This is a genomic window from Acidimangrovimonas sediminis, from assembly GCF_002871005.1.
In the GTDB taxonomy this organism is placed as follows: domain Bacteria; phylum Pseudomonadota; class Alphaproteobacteria; order Rhodobacterales; family Rhodobacteraceae; genus Acidimangrovimonas; species Acidimangrovimonas sediminis.
Genome location: NZ_PHSN01000004.1, coordinates 268,206 through 283,340, shown reverse-complemented (window position 1 = coordinate 283,340; position 15,135 = coordinate 268,206). Strand labels below are relative to the sequence as shown.

At 66.5% G+C, this 15,135-nt stretch carries 14 protein-coding genes; 2 read left to right on the top strand and 12 right to left on the bottom strand.

Annotated elements, in window-relative coordinates:
• Positions 1 to 371: 371 nt before the first annotated feature.
• Positions 372 to 2,201 carry an extracellular solute-binding protein gene (locus CVV76_RS03550; protein WP_233192702.1) on the top strand — a complete coding sequence of 610 codons (1,830 nt, stop codon included), beginning with the start codon at positions 372 to 374 and terminating at the stop codon, positions 2,199 to 2,201.
• A 282-nt stretch (positions 2,202 to 2,483) separates the two neighbouring features.
• Here CVV76_RS03550 and CVV76_RS03545 read toward each other — a convergent pair whose 3' ends face one another.
• Positions 2,484 to 3,659: an NAD(P)/FAD-dependent oxidoreductase gene (locus tag CVV76_RS03545; protein ID WP_102223428.1), complete on the bottom strand. Its 1,176-nt coding sequence runs from the start codon at positions 3,657 to 3,659 to the stop codon at positions 2,484 to 2,486.
• Positions 3,660 to 3,806: 147 nt separating this feature from the next.
• On the opposite strand from CVV76_RS03545, the gene CVV76_RS03540 reads away from it, so the two are divergent.
• Positions 3,807 to 4,562 (top strand): helix-turn-helix transcriptional regulator, encoded by a 756-nt coding sequence (locus CVV76_RS03540; RefSeq protein WP_102223238.1) that lies wholly within the window; start codon positions 3,807 to 3,809, stop codon positions 4,560 to 4,562.
• Between the two features lie 549 nt (positions 4,563 to 5,111).
• Here CVV76_RS03540 and tsf read toward each other — a convergent pair.
• The 11 genes from tsf to fba form a co-directional block, all read right to left on the bottom strand.
• Entirely contained in the window at positions 5,112 to 5,999 is an 888-nt protein-coding gene (tsf, locus tag CVV76_RS03535; RefSeq protein ID WP_102223237.1) for a translation elongation factor Ts, read from the bottom strand.
• Positions 6,000 to 6,106: 107 nt separating this feature from the next.
• Complete coding sequence (gene rpsB, locus CVV76_RS03530) at positions 6,107 to 6,868, bottom strand: 30S ribosomal protein S2 (protein WP_102223236.1); 762 nt, start codon at positions 6,866 to 6,868, stop codon at positions 6,107 to 6,109.
• Positions 6,869 to 7,138: 270 nt separating this feature from the next.
• Positions 7,139 to 8,029, bottom strand: coding sequence for an MBL fold metallo-hydrolase (locus CVV76_RS03525; protein WP_102223235.1), 891 nt, complete (start codon positions 8,027 to 8,029; stop codon positions 7,139 to 7,141).
• 97 nt (positions 8,030 to 8,126) lie between these two features.
• The gene (gene gph, locus CVV76_RS03520) at positions 8,127 to 8,801 is read right to left on the bottom strand and encodes a phosphoglycolate phosphatase (RefSeq protein ID WP_102223234.1); all 675 of its coding nucleotides are present in this window, start codon (positions 8,799 to 8,801) and stop codon (positions 8,127 to 8,129) included.
• The gene (locus tag CVV76_RS03515) at positions 8,798 to 9,352 is read right to left on the bottom strand and encodes a thioredoxin family protein (protein ID WP_102223427.1); all 555 of its coding nucleotides are present in this window, start codon (positions 9,350 to 9,352) and stop codon (positions 8,798 to 8,800) included. The genes gph and CVV76_RS03515 overlap by 4 nt, the downstream gene beginning before the upstream one ends.
• Before the next feature lie 10 nt (positions 9,353 to 9,362).
• Complete coding sequence (locus CVV76_RS03510; protein ID WP_102223233.1) at positions 9,363 to 10,289, bottom strand: MBL fold metallo-hydrolase; 927 nt, start codon at positions 10,287 to 10,289, stop codon at positions 9,363 to 9,365.
• 68 nt (positions 10,290 to 10,357) lie between these two features.
• Positions 10,358 to 11,062: a ribulose-phosphate 3-epimerase gene (gene rpe / locus CVV76_RS03505; protein WP_102223232.1), complete on the bottom strand. Its 705-nt coding sequence runs from the start codon at positions 11,060 to 11,062 to the stop codon at positions 10,358 to 10,360.
• Positions 11,059 to 12,012: a CbbX protein gene (gene cbbX, locus CVV76_RS03500; RefSeq protein WP_102223426.1), complete on the bottom strand. Its 954-nt coding sequence runs from the start codon at positions 12,010 to 12,012 to the stop codon at positions 11,059 to 11,061. Before cbbX ends, rpe begins: the two co-directional genes overlap by 4 nt.
• 102 nt (positions 12,013 to 12,114) lie before the next feature.
• Positions 12,115 to 12,504 carry a ribulose bisphosphate carboxylase small subunit gene (locus CVV76_RS03495; RefSeq protein WP_102223231.1) on the bottom strand — a complete coding sequence of 130 codons (390 nt, stop codon included), beginning with the start codon at positions 12,502 to 12,504 and terminating at the stop codon, positions 12,115 to 12,117.
• A gap of 11 nt (positions 12,505 to 12,515) precedes the next feature.
• Positions 12,516 to 14,018: a form I ribulose bisphosphate carboxylase large subunit gene (locus CVV76_RS03490; protein ID WP_233192701.1), complete on the bottom strand. Its 1,503-nt coding sequence runs from the start codon at positions 14,016 to 14,018 to the stop codon at positions 12,516 to 12,518.
• Between the two features lie 15 nt (positions 14,019 to 14,033).
• Positions 14,034 to 15,113 (bottom strand): class II fructose-bisphosphate aldolase, encoded by a 1,080-nt coding sequence (gene fba, locus CVV76_RS03485; protein ID WP_102223230.1) that lies wholly within the window; start codon positions 15,111 to 15,113, stop codon positions 14,034 to 14,036.
• Positions 15,114 to 15,135 lie beyond the last annotated feature (22 nt).

Below are 15,135 nucleotides of genomic sequence, written 5' to 3'. Positions count from 1 at the left end.
AGACAGCCGGTACAGGCGAAGACCAGCGCCTTCACGCCGGGACACGCGACGGTGCCTTGTGGCCGGCAGCCATGGGCCCTAGAGCACGGGCCGGATCTTCCTTCAGAAGTCATGCGATTCCCCGGGCAGGTCGGTCGGGTGATCGCACCACCTTCCACCACCGCGGAGTTTCTGCATCGACCAAAAAAAACGCCCGCACGAGGCGGGCGTTAAGTTATTGAGGCAGGTTTCATACAGGCAAGAAACCTATCGAGCAGTGCCCCCTTTATACGCATTCTTGATGCGCTGTCCAAGCTAAAAGTTTGAAAAGGCGGGAAAGCCCCGGTAGCGTCGAGGCCAAGAAAAACAAGGGCAGATGGGTTGTTTCACGAATGTGTGTCTACTTTTTCCGGATGACGAAGGTCGCGGCGCTTGGCGTCTGCCTGGTCCTGGCGGGGCAGGCGGGGGCCGAGGATTCGCCCCCGGCGGCGCCGGACAATGGCATTGCTATGTATGGCGCCCCGGCGCTTCCACCTGATTTTGTGTCGCTGCCCTATGCCAACCCGGATGCGCCCAAGGGCGGGGCGATCACGGTGGGCGATGTCTCAAGCTTCGATTCCCTCAATCCGATTTCCGTGATGGGCCGTGTTCCCTACCAGCTTTCGGCCTTCACGCTGCAGACGCTGCTGACCCGTTCGCTGGACGAGCCCTTCACCCTCTACCCCCAGCTTGCCGAAAGCGTGAAGACCGATTCGGCCCGCGATTACGTCGAGTTCACGCTGAACCCGAAGGCGCGGTTTTCCGACGGTAAGCCGGTGACGGTAGAGGACGTGCTGTGGTCGATGATGGCGCTGGCCAAGGCCAACCCGCCGGTCTACGGCGGCGCCTGGTCGAAGGTCGCAAAGGCCGAGGCGGTGGGCCCGCGCACCGTACGCTTTACCTTCAAGACGGCAGACCGCGAGCTGCCTCTGATCCTGGGGCTTCGGCCAATCCTGGAAAAGGCCCAGTGGCAGGGCAAGGACCTCGGCGCCTCGGGGATGATGGTGCCGATCGGATCCGGCCCCTACGTGGTGAAGGATTTCCAGCCGGGCCGTTACATCGTCTACCAACGCAACAAGGACTGGTGGGCAAGAGATCTGCCGATCAACCGCGGGCGCTACAACTTCGACACCATACGCTACGAGTATTTCAGCGACGCCAACGCGATGTTCGAGGCCTTCAAGGCCGGTGAGCTGGATTTCTTCCGCGAGGCCAACCCCGCCAAGTGGAAGACGAATTTCGATTTTCCCCGGGTCCGCTCGGGCAAGGTGGTGCTGGACGAGATCCCGTCGAAGCGGCCCTCCGGCATGGAGGGGCTGGTGATGAACACCCGGCGCGGGCTGTTCAAGGATTGGCGCGTGCGCGAGGCGCTGATCGACGCCTTCAACTTCGAGTTCGTGAACCGCACAGTGAACGGCGGAACCGAGCCGCGGATCACCTCTTATTTCTCGAACTCGGTGCTGGGGATGCGGCCCGGTCCGGCGGAGGGCCGCGTCAAGGCGCTGCTGGAGCCGTTCAGCGACCAGCTGCCTCCCGGCGCGCTGTCGGGCTACAGCCTGCCGAAGTCGCGGGGAGGAGAGACCGACCGGCGCGCGATCCGGCACGCGATGAAGATGCTGTCCGATGCCGGCTGGCAGGTGAAGGACGGGGTGCTGCGCAATGCCGCGGGGCAGCCGTTCCGCTTCGAGATCCTGTTGTCGCAGGGGCAGGAGCAGACCGACGGCGCGGCGGTGTCGATCTATGTCGGCGCGCTGCGCCGGCTGGGGATCGCGGCGCATGTGACCACGGTGGACAGCGCGCAATACGTCCAGCGGATCAACAATTACGATTTCGACATGACCTGGTTCGTGCGCGCGATGTCGCTGAGCCCGGGGAACGAGCAATGGCTGTATTGGGGGCACCAGGGCGTCACCCGGCCCGCCACGCGCAACCTGATGGGCGCGAGTTCCCCTCCGGCCGAGGCGATGATCCGCAAGATGTTGACGACCAAGGACCCGGACACCTTCACCGCGGCCGTCCGCGCGCTCGACCGGATCCTGATGGCCGAGCGCTACGTGGTGCCGTTCTGGTTCTCGGACGTGTCGCGGATTGCCCATGCCAGCGACCTGCAATATCCTGCGCAACTGCCGGCCTACGGCGACTGGCCGGGGTTCTTTCCGGACGTCTGGTGGAAGGGGAAGTGACCCGATGAAATGGCTGTTCTTGGCGGCGGTGCTGGCGCTTGGAGCCTGCAATACCGTGGCGGGCATGGGCGAGGATGTCTCGGGCGGGGCGCGTACCGTGCAGGGCTGGTTCGGCGGCTGACGGCGCGGGCGGCGCCAATTCATGGCGCCCAGGCAATTCAGGGCGCCCAGGCACGGCACCCTCGCGCATGCGGGATGGTGGCGCGGGATGCTGGCCGGGCAGGGGGGCCAGCCCCCCTGCACCCCCCGGGATATTTCCGCTCAGAAGAAGGGCAGGCCGCGTCAGACGATCGCCAGTTCCCTGAACGGCGTGCCGTCGAGCAGGCGTTGCGGGCCGAGATCGGTGAGGTCGAGGCTGCGGTAGGCACCTTCGAGGATCAGTTCCGACAGGGCTCGGCCGACGGCGGGGGCCTGTTGCAGGCCGTGGCCGGAGAAGCCGGCGGCGAGGTAGAGGTTGTCGAGGCCGGGCCAGAGGCCGACCACGGCGTTCTGGTCGAGGCGGTTGTAGGCATAGTGGCCGGCCCAGCAGCGCACCACCTTCACCGCGTCGAAGCCGGGCGCGCGGGCATGGACCGCGGGCCAGATCAGCTCTTCGAACTGGCCGGCGTCGGGGTCGAAATCCTGTGCGTCGCAGGGGCCGTCTTCGGCCGGGACGGTGGCGATGATCCACTGTCCGCGCTCGGGGCGCATGTAATAGCCCTGGTAGTCGATGATCAGCGGCGCGTCGGGGTGGCGCGCGTTCGGGGCGTCGATCAGGAAGACCGTCCGCTTGCGCGGTTCGACCGGCAGGGCTTGCCCGGCCATCGCCATCACCTCGGCCGCACGGGTGCCAGTGCAGTTGATCAGCGCGCCACAGGCGAGGTCTTCTCCCGAGGAGAGCCGGACCGAGGTGACGCGCCCGCCCTTGAGCCCGAGGCCTGTCACCCGGTCGTGCAGGAAGGTGGCGCCCTGGGCCCTGGCCCCCGCGCGGAAGCCGCCAAGCAGCCCCATGTTGTCGAACCAGCCTTCGTCGCGTGCACCGAAGCTGGCGGCCGAGACCCCCTCGGCCGAGAGCCAGGGGAAGCGGCGGGCGAGGGTGGCCGCGTCCCAGACCTCGGTTGCGGCCCCTTCGGCGCGCTGCATCGCCGCCACCTGGCCGAGGGCCTTGGCCCCTTCGGCCGTGCCGACGAGGAAGAGATAGCCGTTCTCGCGCAGTCCGAGGTCGGGTCCGTGCGGGGCGAGGTGTCGGGCAAAGTCGCGGATGAAGCCGATCCCGAAGCGCGAGATCCGCACGTTCACCGCATTGGTGAACTGCTGCCGGACCGAGGCCACCGAGAGCGCCGTGGAGGCCGTGGCGTAGGTCGGATCGCGCTCCACCACCGCGACGCGCAGCCCGGGCCGCGCCCGTGTCAGCCACCACGCGGCCGAGGCGCCATGCACCGCGCCGCCCGCAATCACCACGTCGTAGCGTTCCGCCATCTCACCCTCCGAAACCGGCATCTTCTTCCCGCATACTGCCATGCCGCGGGGCGGAAAAGAGTGATGACACTCGACAAGGCAGGCTCACACTTGGTAAATGCGAAGTGAGGACAAGGGCCACACCAGAGCGTGGATGCGAGGGGAAGGATGGCTCTGCTGCAAGACGTGAACCGGCTGCTCGATGCGCCTACGGTCGATGCGGTGTGGACTCATCTGCTGGCGCGCATGCAGAGCTATGGCTTTGGCAGGCTGCTCTATGCCTGCACGCGGGCGCAGACCGGCAACCGCCTGGGCGCGCCCGAGAACGCGCTGATGCTGACCAACCATTCGAAGGAATACCTCGACCGGTTCATCGGCGACGGCCTTTACCGCGATGCGCCGATGGTCCGCTGGGCGAACGAGAACCGGGGCGTCTGCAACTGGCGCTGCATCGACGAGATGGTGAAGACCGGCACCGTTACGCCGGCCGAGAAGCAGGTGATCGCCTTCAACCGGCGCCACGGCCTGACCGCCGGCCTGACCATCAGCTTCACGGCGCTGGCCGTCCGGTCCAAGGGCGGGATCGGGCTGGTCGCGCGCGAGGGGCTGACGCATGACGATGTCGACGCGATCTGGCAGGCCCATGGCGAGGAGATCCTTGCGCTGTGCCGGATCGCCCACCTGAGGATCATATGCCTGCCACATCCCCAGGCCGGCAACATGCTCAGCCCGCGCCAGCGCGAGGCGTTGGAATGGGTGGCCGAGGGCAAGACCACGCTGGACATCGCGGTGCTGATGGGGGTGTCGGCGGCGACGGTGGAAAAGCACCTTCGCCTGGCGCGCGAATCGCTGGAGGTCGAGAGCACGGCACAGGCGATCGCCAAGGCGACGATGATGAACCAGATCTTCACCGTCGAGACCTGAGGCGGGGCGCGGCCCCTTGGTGCAGGCCGTTACACGCGGCGGTTGAATTTTCTGACCATGTGGTCAGGTATGGTTTTCCTGACTATGCTGACCTTGGGGAAGGTGGCACCCTTCAGGGGTTCCGTGAGTGGTGGCATTGGCCAGGGAACCAAGGGGGTCGAACCGCAGCGTGATTTCGTTGAAAGGTGGTCCTTGCCGGGAAACCGGAAAGTCGGCTTGTCGGGTGTATTTTCCGCCCGGCAAGACGCCGCAAGATGCGTCTGTCCTCATCCCCATATCGGAAGGACGCAACGGAACGGTGCGGTCGCGGGGCCGCACCGTTTTGCATTTTCGCACCCCGTGGCGAAAGCGGTGACGCGCCCCCGGCGCGCGGCAGCTTTTGCCGCAGGGTCAACCGCCTGCGACACTTTCCTCATCTTCGGGACAATCGCGCGGAAGCGACGGGTTTCGTTGCCGCGTGGCCCCTGCCGCCCGAAAGGAAACGGGCCCGGAAACGCAAACGGCGCGGCCCCGGAGGACCGCGCCGCGCAATGCGTGAAGGGCAGGGTATCAGCCAGCCAGGGTCTTGGCGACCTCGGCGGCGAAATCCTCTTCCTTCTTCTCGACGCCTTCGCCCACTTCCATGCGGACAAAACCCGTGACCTCGACGCCGGCATCCTTGGCCGCCTGGCCGACGGTCACGTCGGGGTTGATCACGAAGGCCTGGTTCAGCAGGGTGACCTCGGCGACGAATTTCTTCATCCGGCCTTCGATCATCTTCTCGATCACCGCCTCGGGCTTGCCCGATTCGCGCGCGATGTCGATCTGCACCTGGCGTTCCTTTTCCACCACAGCGGGATCAAGGTCGGCTTCGGAGAGCGAGGCGGGGTTGGTCGCGGCGACGTGCATCGCGACCTGCTTGCCGATCTCCTGCGCCTTGGCCGCGTCGCCCTTGAGCGCCACGAGCACACCGATCTTGCCCATGCCTTCGGCCGCCGCGTTGTGGACGTAGGACACCACGGTGTCGCCTTCCAGCACGTGCATCCGGCGCAGCGTCATGTTCTCGCCGATCCGGGCGATCGCGTCGGTCAGCACCTGCTCGACCGGCTTGCCGTTCAGGTGGGTGGCCTTCAGAACCTCGACGTCCTCGCCGGCTTCCAGCGCGACGTTGGTGATCTCGCCCACCAGCTTCTGGAAATCGGCGTTCTTGGCGACGAAGTCGGTTTCCGAGTTGAGCTCGACGGTAACGCCGCGGCCATCGCTGACGGCGATGCCGACAAGGCCCTCGGCGGCGGTGCGGCCCGCCTTCTTCGCGGCCTTCGCCAGACCCTTGGTGCGCAGCCAGTCGACCGCGGCGTCCATGTCGCCATCGGTCTCGGTCAGCGCCTTCTTGGCGTCCATCATGCCTGCGCCGGTCGTGTCGCGCAGTTCCTTCACCATGCTCGCGGTGATCGCCATAACGGCCTCCTGCATATCTGAAATCAGGGTGTCCCGGGCGGGACTATCCCCACCCGGCAACAGTTTCGTGACGGTCGTGGATCCGACCGCCGGACGGGCGCGGGGCCTCAGGCCTCGGCGGCGACTTCCTCTTCGGCCGGGGCCTCTTCGAGCGCGCCGAGGTCCACGCCGGCGGCGCCGAGCTGGGCCTGCATGCCGTCAAGGGCGGCACGGCTCACAAGGTCGCAGTAGAGCGCGATGGCACGGGCCGCGTCGTCGTTGCCCGGGATCACGTAATCCACGCCCTTGGGCGAGCAGTTGGTGTCGACCACGGCGACGACCGGGATGCCAAGCTTCTTGGCCTCGAGGATCGCCAGGTCTTCCTTGTTCACGTCGATGATGAACAGCGCGTCCGGCACGCCGCCCATCTCGCGGATCCCGCCGAGCGAGGCCTGGAGTTTCGCCTGCTCGCGCTCCATGCCCAGACGCTCTTTCTTGGTCAGGCCTTCGGCGCCCTGCGCCATCAGCTCGTCGATCGCCTTGAGGCGCTGGATCGACTTCGACACGGTCTGCCAGTTGGTCAGCGTGCCGCCCAGCCAGCGGTGGTTCATGTAGTACTGCGCGCATTTCTCGGCGGCTTCGGCGATCGGCTTGGAGGCCTGGCGCTTGGTGCCGACAAAGAGGATGCGGCCGTTCTTGGCCACGGTCTCGCGGATGAAGTTCAGCGCGGCGTCGAGCATCGGGACGGTTTGCGTCAGGTCGATGATGTGGATGCCGTTGCGGTCGCCGTAGATGTATTCGCCCATCTGCGGGTTCCAGCGCTGCGTCTGGTGACCATAGTGAACGCCAGCTTCAAGCAGCTGACGCATGGAGAAATCGGGAAGCGCCATTCCATGTCCTTTCCGGTTTTGCGCCTGAGCAGGGCCTTTCAGGGTTTCCCCCAACCGGTGGACCTTCTGGGGATGTCTCCCCCAGGGGCCCGGCCCTGCCTGTGAAGTGGGGTGCCTATAGCGGGAGTGGGCGGCGTTTGCAAGCCCTCGCTCGCGTGGGTCTTGGGGGAGAGCGCCGAAGGGTACATCCCGTCGCCATTGGGCTTGAACCGATGGCTCTCCATTGACGCCCGCCGTGGAGTATTGTCGCCAAGATGAAGGGCCAAACAGTCAGAGACCGTTGACCGGGACCTTGAGGTAGCTCTTGCCGTTCGCATCGGGTTCGGGCATGCGGCCCGCGCGCATGTTGACCTGCAGCGAGGGGATGATCAGGCGGGGCATGGCAAGCGATGCGTCGCGGGTCTGCCGCATCGTGACGAACTCGGCGGCGGGGCGACCTGCGCCGATGTGCACGTTGCGCGCCTTCTGCTCTGCCACCGTGGTCTCCCAGGCGTAGGCGTCCCGGCCCGGGGCCTTGTAGTCGTGGCCCACGAAGATGCGGGTTGCGTCGGGCAGCGAGAGGATCTTCTGGATCGAGGCGTAGAGCGTTTCGGCCGAGCCGCCCGGGAAGTCGCAGCGCGCGGTGCCGAAATCGGGCATGAACAGCGTGTCGCCGACGAAGGCGGCCTCGCCGATCACGTAGGTCAGGCAGGCGGGCGTGTGGCCCGGCGTGTGCAGCACGCGGGCGGGCAGGGCGCCGATGGTGAATTCATCCCCTTCGGCGAAGAGGCGGTCGAACTGGCTTCCGTCGCGCTGGAACCGCGTGCCCTCGTTGAAGACCTTGCCGAATGTATCCTGCACCACGCGGATCTTCTCGCCGATGCCGATCTTGCCGCCGAGGCGTTCCTGGATATACGGCGCGGCCGACAGGTGATCGGCATGGACATGGGTTTCGAGGATCCATTCGACGGTCAGCCCGCGGTCGCGGATATGGGCGACGATGGCATCGGCCGAGCGGGTGTCGGTGCGGCCTGAGGCGTAATCGAAGTCGAGCACGCTGTCGATCACCGCGCAGGCGCGCGACCCCGGATCCTTGACGACGTAGGAGACGGTGTTCGTGGCCTCGTCGAAGAAGGCGAAGACATCCGCCTGCGGGGCTGTCACCTGAGACTGGGCATCCATGGGGCACCTTTGTGAAACCTGCCCTCCGGATATACGCCGCGGCGACCAGATTGCAAGACTTGAATGTGTTGTGGGGTCACGCCTTAGGGGCCGCAGCTCATTGGAAACGTTCCGCGATTCCGGGCAGGGCGGCATAGTCGGAGAAGGTCGCATGGTGCGGCAGATCGGCGACGGGGGTCTTGCGGTAGCCCTCGGTATAAAGGGCGAAGGGCGCGCGGGCGTTGACCGCGGTCTCGGCATCCACCTCGCTGTCGCCGACATAGAGCATCGGCCCGCCGCCAAGCTGGCGGTGCACGTGGTGCAGCATCGCCGGATCGGGCTTGCGCGTGGCCAGGCTGTCGCCGCCGAGCAGGGCCTCGAACGTGTCGAAGAGGCCGACGTGGTGCAGCGCCGCCTCGGCCGGGCGGTAGGGCTTGTTGGTGCAGATGCCCAGCCGGAAGCCGGCCTCGGTCAGGGCCTCGAGCGCCGTTACCACGCCGGGATATAGGGTGTTGCCCTCGACCTCTTTCTCGTAACGGGCGACCAGCCGGTCGTGGACCTCGTCGAAGATCGCACCCTCCGGATCCTTGCCGCTGGCCTCGAGGAGCTGGCGCACGAGGTTGGGCGTGCCTTTGCCGACGAAGCTGCGCACCGTGTCCGCGTCGAGCGGCGGCAGGTCGAAATCGGCCAGCACTAGGTTGGACACCCGGTGAATCGCCGGGGCGGAATCGATCAGCGTGCCATCGAGATCGAAGATCACCACGGGGGCTGTGCGCAGGGCCGGCGCGTTCATGCCGCCCTCCACTTGATCGAGCAGCCCATGGACGGCACCTGCTCTGCCGGGCCGTGCCCGGTTTCGGCAACTTGGCGCATCGCGTCGTAGAGGTCGCGGCGCACGTCGGGCGCGGCCGCCTGCTTGCGCGAGGCATCGAGCCGGCCGCGGTATTGCAGCCCGCCATCGGCGTCGAAGCCGAAGAAATCCGGTGTGCAGACCGCGCCATAAGCCCTTGCCACGTCCTGGCTTTCGTCGAAGAGGTACGGGAAGGTGAAACCCTGCCGCTCGGCCTCGGCCGCCATCGCGGCGAAACCGTCCTGCGGATAGGCTTGGGTGTCGTTCGACGAGATTGCGGCAACCCCGATCCCGAGGGCCTGCAGCGCGGCGGCGTCGCGCACGATCCGGTCCATCACCGCCTGCACATAGGGGCAGTGGTTGCAGATGAACATGATCAGCGTGCCTTTCTCTCCTCTCACATCGTCGAAGGACAGCGTTCTGCCGTCGGTTGCGGGCAGGGTGAAGCCCGGGGCCTTCCAGCCGAAATCGCAGACCGGGGGTGTCGCAGACATCATTCTCTCCTCAGGTTTCGGGCAGGAAGCGGTAGGCGTCGCCCTGCCTTTCCGCCCGGCCGATCCCGGATCCGGGCAGGTGAAAGCCGATCAGGCGCAGCCGATCCGCAGCCAGCCGGTCGAGCAGGACCCGCCGCGTCCCTGCGGCGGCGTCCCAATCCTGGTCCGATCCCCAGTGCCAGTCGGGCCGGGCAAAGGCAACGTGGGCATTGGCAAGGGCGTCGCCAGTGATCACCACGCCGTCGCCGCGATGGACGATGTAGGACAGGTGCCCCGGCGTATGGCCATGGGTCGCCATCGCCTCGACGCCGGGAAGGGGCTCGTCCCCCGGCTCGATCAGTGTGAAGCGATCGGCCAGCCGGTCGAGGCGCGACCGGGCGCCGGCGGCAAAGTTCTGACGCTCGGCCCCGATGGTGTCGATTGTCGCGGGGTCGCGCCAATAGTCGAATTCGGCCCGCCCGATCATCAGCTGTGCATCGGGAAAGGCGGGCTCATCGAAATCGTCGATCAGGCCCCAGAGGTGATCGGGATGGGCGTGGGTCAGGACGACATGGGTGATCCCGGTCCGCGCCACGCCCAGCCGGTCGAGCGCGGCCTGAAGCTTGCCCGCCGTCGGCTGAAACCCGGGGCCGGACCCGGCATCGAACAACACGGTCCGCGGCCCGTCGCGCAGCAGCGCAAGCGTGCACCCCGGGGTGAAATTCCCTTCCGGAACGCCATGTTGCGCCATGAAGTTGTCCGCCTCGGGGTGCGGTTCATCGGCCATGACGAAATCACGGTTCAGGACAAGGTGGCCATCGCTGAGCGTGTCGATCCGCGCGGCGCCGAGGGTCAGGCCCGTCAGATCCGTCTGGCCTGCGACGGCCGGGAACGGCGCGCCGAAGGGCAGGGCGGCCGCGGCCGCCCCGGCCAGAATCTTCCTGCGCGTGATCTGCATCTCCCGCCTCCAGGATGGTGTCCCGCCCCGAGGATGCCCCCGCAGGCCCCCGGGATGCAAGGCAGAGGTCAGGCGGCGGCAGAACGTGCCGCGGCCGCGGCCGCCTCGCGGATCGCGCGCATGTTCCGGCCGTAGACCTCGGGCGTGTCGACCGACCCGCCCTTGAACACCGCAGAGCCCGCGACAAGGACGTCGGCGCCGGCGGCGGCCACCAGCGGCGCCGTCTCGGGCGTGATGCCGCCGTCGATCTGGATGTGGATCGGGCGATCGCCGATCATCTGGCGGATCTTGGCTGTCTTGGTGACGCCGGAGTGGATGAACTTCTGTCCGCCGAAGCCGGGGTTGACCGTCATCACCAGCACCATGTCGACGAGGTCGAGAAGATCCGTCACCGCCTCGGCCGGCGTGCCGGGGTTCAGCACGACGCCCGCCTTCACCCCCTGCGCGCGGATCGCCTGCAGCGTGCGGTGGATATGCGGCCCGGCCTCGACATGGGCCGAGATCATGTCGGCCCCTGCCTCGGCATAGGCCTCGATATAGGGATCGACCGGGGCGATCATCAGGTGGACGTCCATGAAAGTCTTCACATGCGGACGAAAGGCCTTCACCGCGGGCGGGCCGAAGGTCAGGTTGGGTACGAAATGCCCGTCCATCACGTCGACATGAACCCAGTCGGCACCCTGATCCTCGACCGCGCGGATCTCGGCACCGAAATTGGCGAAATCCGCGGACAGGATCGACGGGGCGATCTTGATGGAACGGTCGAACGTCATCGCTTGGTCTCCCGGCGTGCCACTTCGCTGTCGAGCCCGCCACGAAACACGCGGCTGGCCCGGATGTCGCCTTCGTCTATCAGCGAAAGCCGGGCGGCGTCCAGCGCGCCCGTGGCGGTTTCGAAAAGCCGGTTCGCCTGCCGCAGCCGCGCCCGGTCGAAGGCGTTCCGGATCGAGCGTGCGTTGGCGAAATGCGGCTGCGCCCGGCGCAGGCGGATGTACTCGGCCAGTGCCGCCTCGGCGCGCGGGCTCAGGGTGTAGGACTGCCCGGCCATCATGTGCCGAGCGATCGCCATAAGCTCGTCGTCGCTGTAATCCGGGAACTCGATGTGATGCGCGATCCGGCTGCGGAACCCGGGGTTGGAATTGAAGAAATGCTCCATCCGGTCGGCATATCCCGCAAGGATCACCACGAGGTCGTCACGGTTGTTCTCCATCACCTGCAACAGGATCTCGATTGCCTCCTGGCCGTAGTCGCGCTCGTTGTCTGGACGGTAGAGGTAATAGGCCTCGTCGATGAACAGCACACCCCCCATGGCGCGCTTGAGCACCTCGCGGGTCTTCGGCGCGGTATGGCCGATGTACTGGCCCACGAGGTCGTCGCGCGTGACGCTGACAAGGTGCCCCTTGCGCACATAGCCCAGCCGCTTGAGCAACCCCGCCATCTTCAGCGCCACCGTGGTCTTGCCGGTGCCCGGATTGCCGGTAAAGCTCATGTGCAGCGTCGGCGTCTCATGGCCCAGCCCCAGCGTTGCGCGTGCCCGCTCTACCAGCAGAAGCGCCGCCGTCTCGCGGATCCGGTCCTTCACCGGGGTCAGGCCGATCAGCTCCCGGTCCAGATCCTCGAGCACCTCACGCACGCCCGAGCATTCGTATTCCTCCCGCAGGTCGACGGAGGCAGGCCTCTCCGCCACCTCCGCCCCGACTGTCTCGACCCCGGCCTTCTCCATCTCGGCCGTCTCCATCTCGGCCGTCTCCGTCCCGGCGTTCATCGCGACCCTCCCTCGGATGCAACTTTCATTGTTCTCCAAATACGCAAACCCGGCCCGGCCTCAGCGCATCACCTCGTGGCTGTAGCGCATCGCCCGGCCGTCCACCTCGGTCCGCACCATGCGGATCGCGGGCTCCACCTCGGGCCGCTGGACAAGGAATGACAGCGTCATGGATTCCACGTTACGCGTGTCATCGAAGGCATTGATCCGGATATACATCCCCGGGTTGGCCTTGCGGCATTCCGCAAGCTCCATCATCACGCCCTTGGGGTCGCGCAGGTCGAACATCGGGTGACCCCACATCTCCCAATAGGTGTTCCTCGGGTGGGGCTCGTCGGTGTATTCGATGCCGACGGCCCAGCCGTTCTCCAGGCAATAGCCGACCTGGGCGCTGATCTGGTCGTCCGTCAGGTCGGGCAGGAAGGAAAAGCAGCCCTGGGTGATACGCATGATCGTCTCCCTTAGCTGACCGCAGGGGTCGGAACGAAATCCGACGTGTCGGTCGATGTGTAGTTGAAGGTGATGTTGCCCCAGACGTCGAGCGCGGCCTCCAGCGGCTTGCACCACTTCGCGGCGGCGCGCAGGATCTCGGGTCCCTCGGCGTCGATGTTGCGGCCCTCGTTGCGGGCCAGGATCATCGCCTCAAGGGCCACGCGGTTCGCCGTCGCCCCGGCCTGGATGCCCATCGGGTGGCCGATCGTGCCGCCGCCGAACTGCAGCACCACGTCGTCGCCGAAGAGCGAGATCAGCTGGTGCATCTGGCCGGCGTGGATCCCGCCCGAGGCGACCGGCATGACCTTGCGGATATCGGCCCAGTCCTGCTCGAAATAGATCCCGCGCGGCAGGTCGACGGCGTTGCGGCTTTCGCGGCAGACGTTGTAATAGCCCTGCACGGTCATCGGGTCGCCCTCCAGCTTGCCGACGGCGGTGCCGGCGTGGATGTGGTCGACCCCGGCCAGCCGCATCCATTTGGCGATGACGCGGAAGCTGACGCCGTGGTTCTTCTGCCTCGTGTAGGTGCCGTGGCCGGCGCGGTGCAGGTGCAGCACCATGTCGTTCTGCCGGCACCATTCCGACATCGACTGGATCGCGGTATAGCCGACGATCAGGTCGATCATCACGATCACCGACCCCAGTTCCTTGGCGAACTCCGCCCGGCGGTACATCTCTTCCATCGTGCCGGCGGTGACGTTCAGGTAATGGCCCTTCACCTCGCCGGTCATGGCGCTGGCCTTGTTCACCGCCTCCATCACGTAGAGGAACCGGTCGCGCCAGTGCATGAAGGGCTGCGAGTTGATGTTCTCGTCGTCCTTCATGAAATCGAGCCCGCCCTTGAGCCCCTCGTAGACCACCCGGCCGTAGTTCTTGCCCGACAGGCCCAGCTTGGGCTTGGTCGTGGCGCCCAGGAGGGGGCGGCCGAACTTGTCCAGCCGCTCGCGCTCGCCGATGATGCCGGTGGGCGGGCCCTTGTAGGTCTTCACATAGGCGACGGGCAGGCGCATGTCTTCCAGCCGCGCGGCGCGCAGCGGCTTGAACGAGAAGACGTTGCCGATGATCGAGGCGGTCAGGTTGGCGACCGAGCCTTCCTCGAACAGGATCAGGTCGTAGGCCACGTAGCAGAAATATTGCCCCGGCGTGCCCGGTACGGGTTCCACCTTGTAGGCCTTGGCGCGGTAGCTGTCGCAGGCGGTCAGCCGGTCGGTCCAGACCACCGTCCAGGTCGCGGTGGAGCTTTCGCCGGCGACCGCGGCGGCGGCCTCGACCGGGTCCACGCCGTCCTGCGGTGTGATCCGGAAAAGTGCAAGGATATCGGTGTCTTTCGGGACGTAGTCACCATCCCAATAGCCCATCTGCGCGTATTTCAGAACGCCCGCGGAATAGCGTTTCTTCTTGTCGGTGATCTCGGTCTTGGTGTCGGGATCGGTCCGGGGGTCGGTTTGTTGGTCGATCTTGGTGTCAGCCATCGGTTTCTCCTCCGTTCAGGCGGCCCGGGCGGCGGAATGCGCCGGGTCGAGGGTGCCGGCGGCGTAGCGCCGGGCCATGTCGTCCATCGCGATCACGTCGATCCGCGCGGCATTGCCGGCGGCTCCGAACCTCTCGAACCGGTCACGGCACAGCGTCTCCAGCTCTTCCATCGCGGGGATCAGGAACTTGCGGGGGTCGAATTCACGCGGCGCCTCCCGCGCGACCCGGCGCATTCGCGCGGTCATCGCCATGCGGCAATCGGTATCGATGTTGACCTTGCGCACGCCCGAGCGGATGCCGCGTTCGATCTCCTCGACCGGGACACCCCAGGTCTGCGGCATCTCGCCGCCGAAATCGTTGATCATGTCCTGCAGATGCTGCGGCACCGAGGAAGAGCCGTGCATCACCAGGTGCACGTCGGGGATCGTCGCGTGGATCTCCTCGATCCGGCGGATCGCGAGGGTCTCTCCGGTGGGCCGCGCACTGAACTTATAGGCGCCGTGCGAGGTGCCGCAGGCGATCGCCAGCGCATCGACCCGGGTCAGCGCCACGAAGTCGCGCGCCTCGTCCGGATCGGTCAGAAGCTGCGCGCGCGACAGCTTGCCCTCGGCGCCCGAGCCGTCCTCGGCCGCCGCCTCGCCGGTCTCGAGGCTACCCAGAACGCCCAGCTCCCCTTCGACCGAGGCGCCCACCCAATGCGCCATCTCGGCGACCCGGCGGGTGACGGTGACGTTGTAATCCCAGTCCGCGGGGGTCTTCATGTCCTCGCGGAGCGAGCCGTCCATCATCACCGAGGTAAAGCCGTGGCGGATCGCCGACAGGCAGGTCGCGCCGTTGTTGCCGTGGTCCTGGTGCAGGCATATCGGGATTCTGGGGAACATCTCGGCCAGCGCCTCGACAATGCGGCGCAGCATGATGTCGCCGGCATAGCTGCGCGCACCGCGGCTGGCCTGTAGGATCACCGGCGCGTCGCAGGCCGCGGCCGCCCGCAGGATCGCCAGGCCCTGTTCCATGTTATTGACGTTGAAGGCCGGCACGCCATAGCCGCGTTCGGCCGCGTGGTCCAGCAATTGCCGTAACGTTATCAGTGCCATGCGGAATACTCCTCAAGTCGGG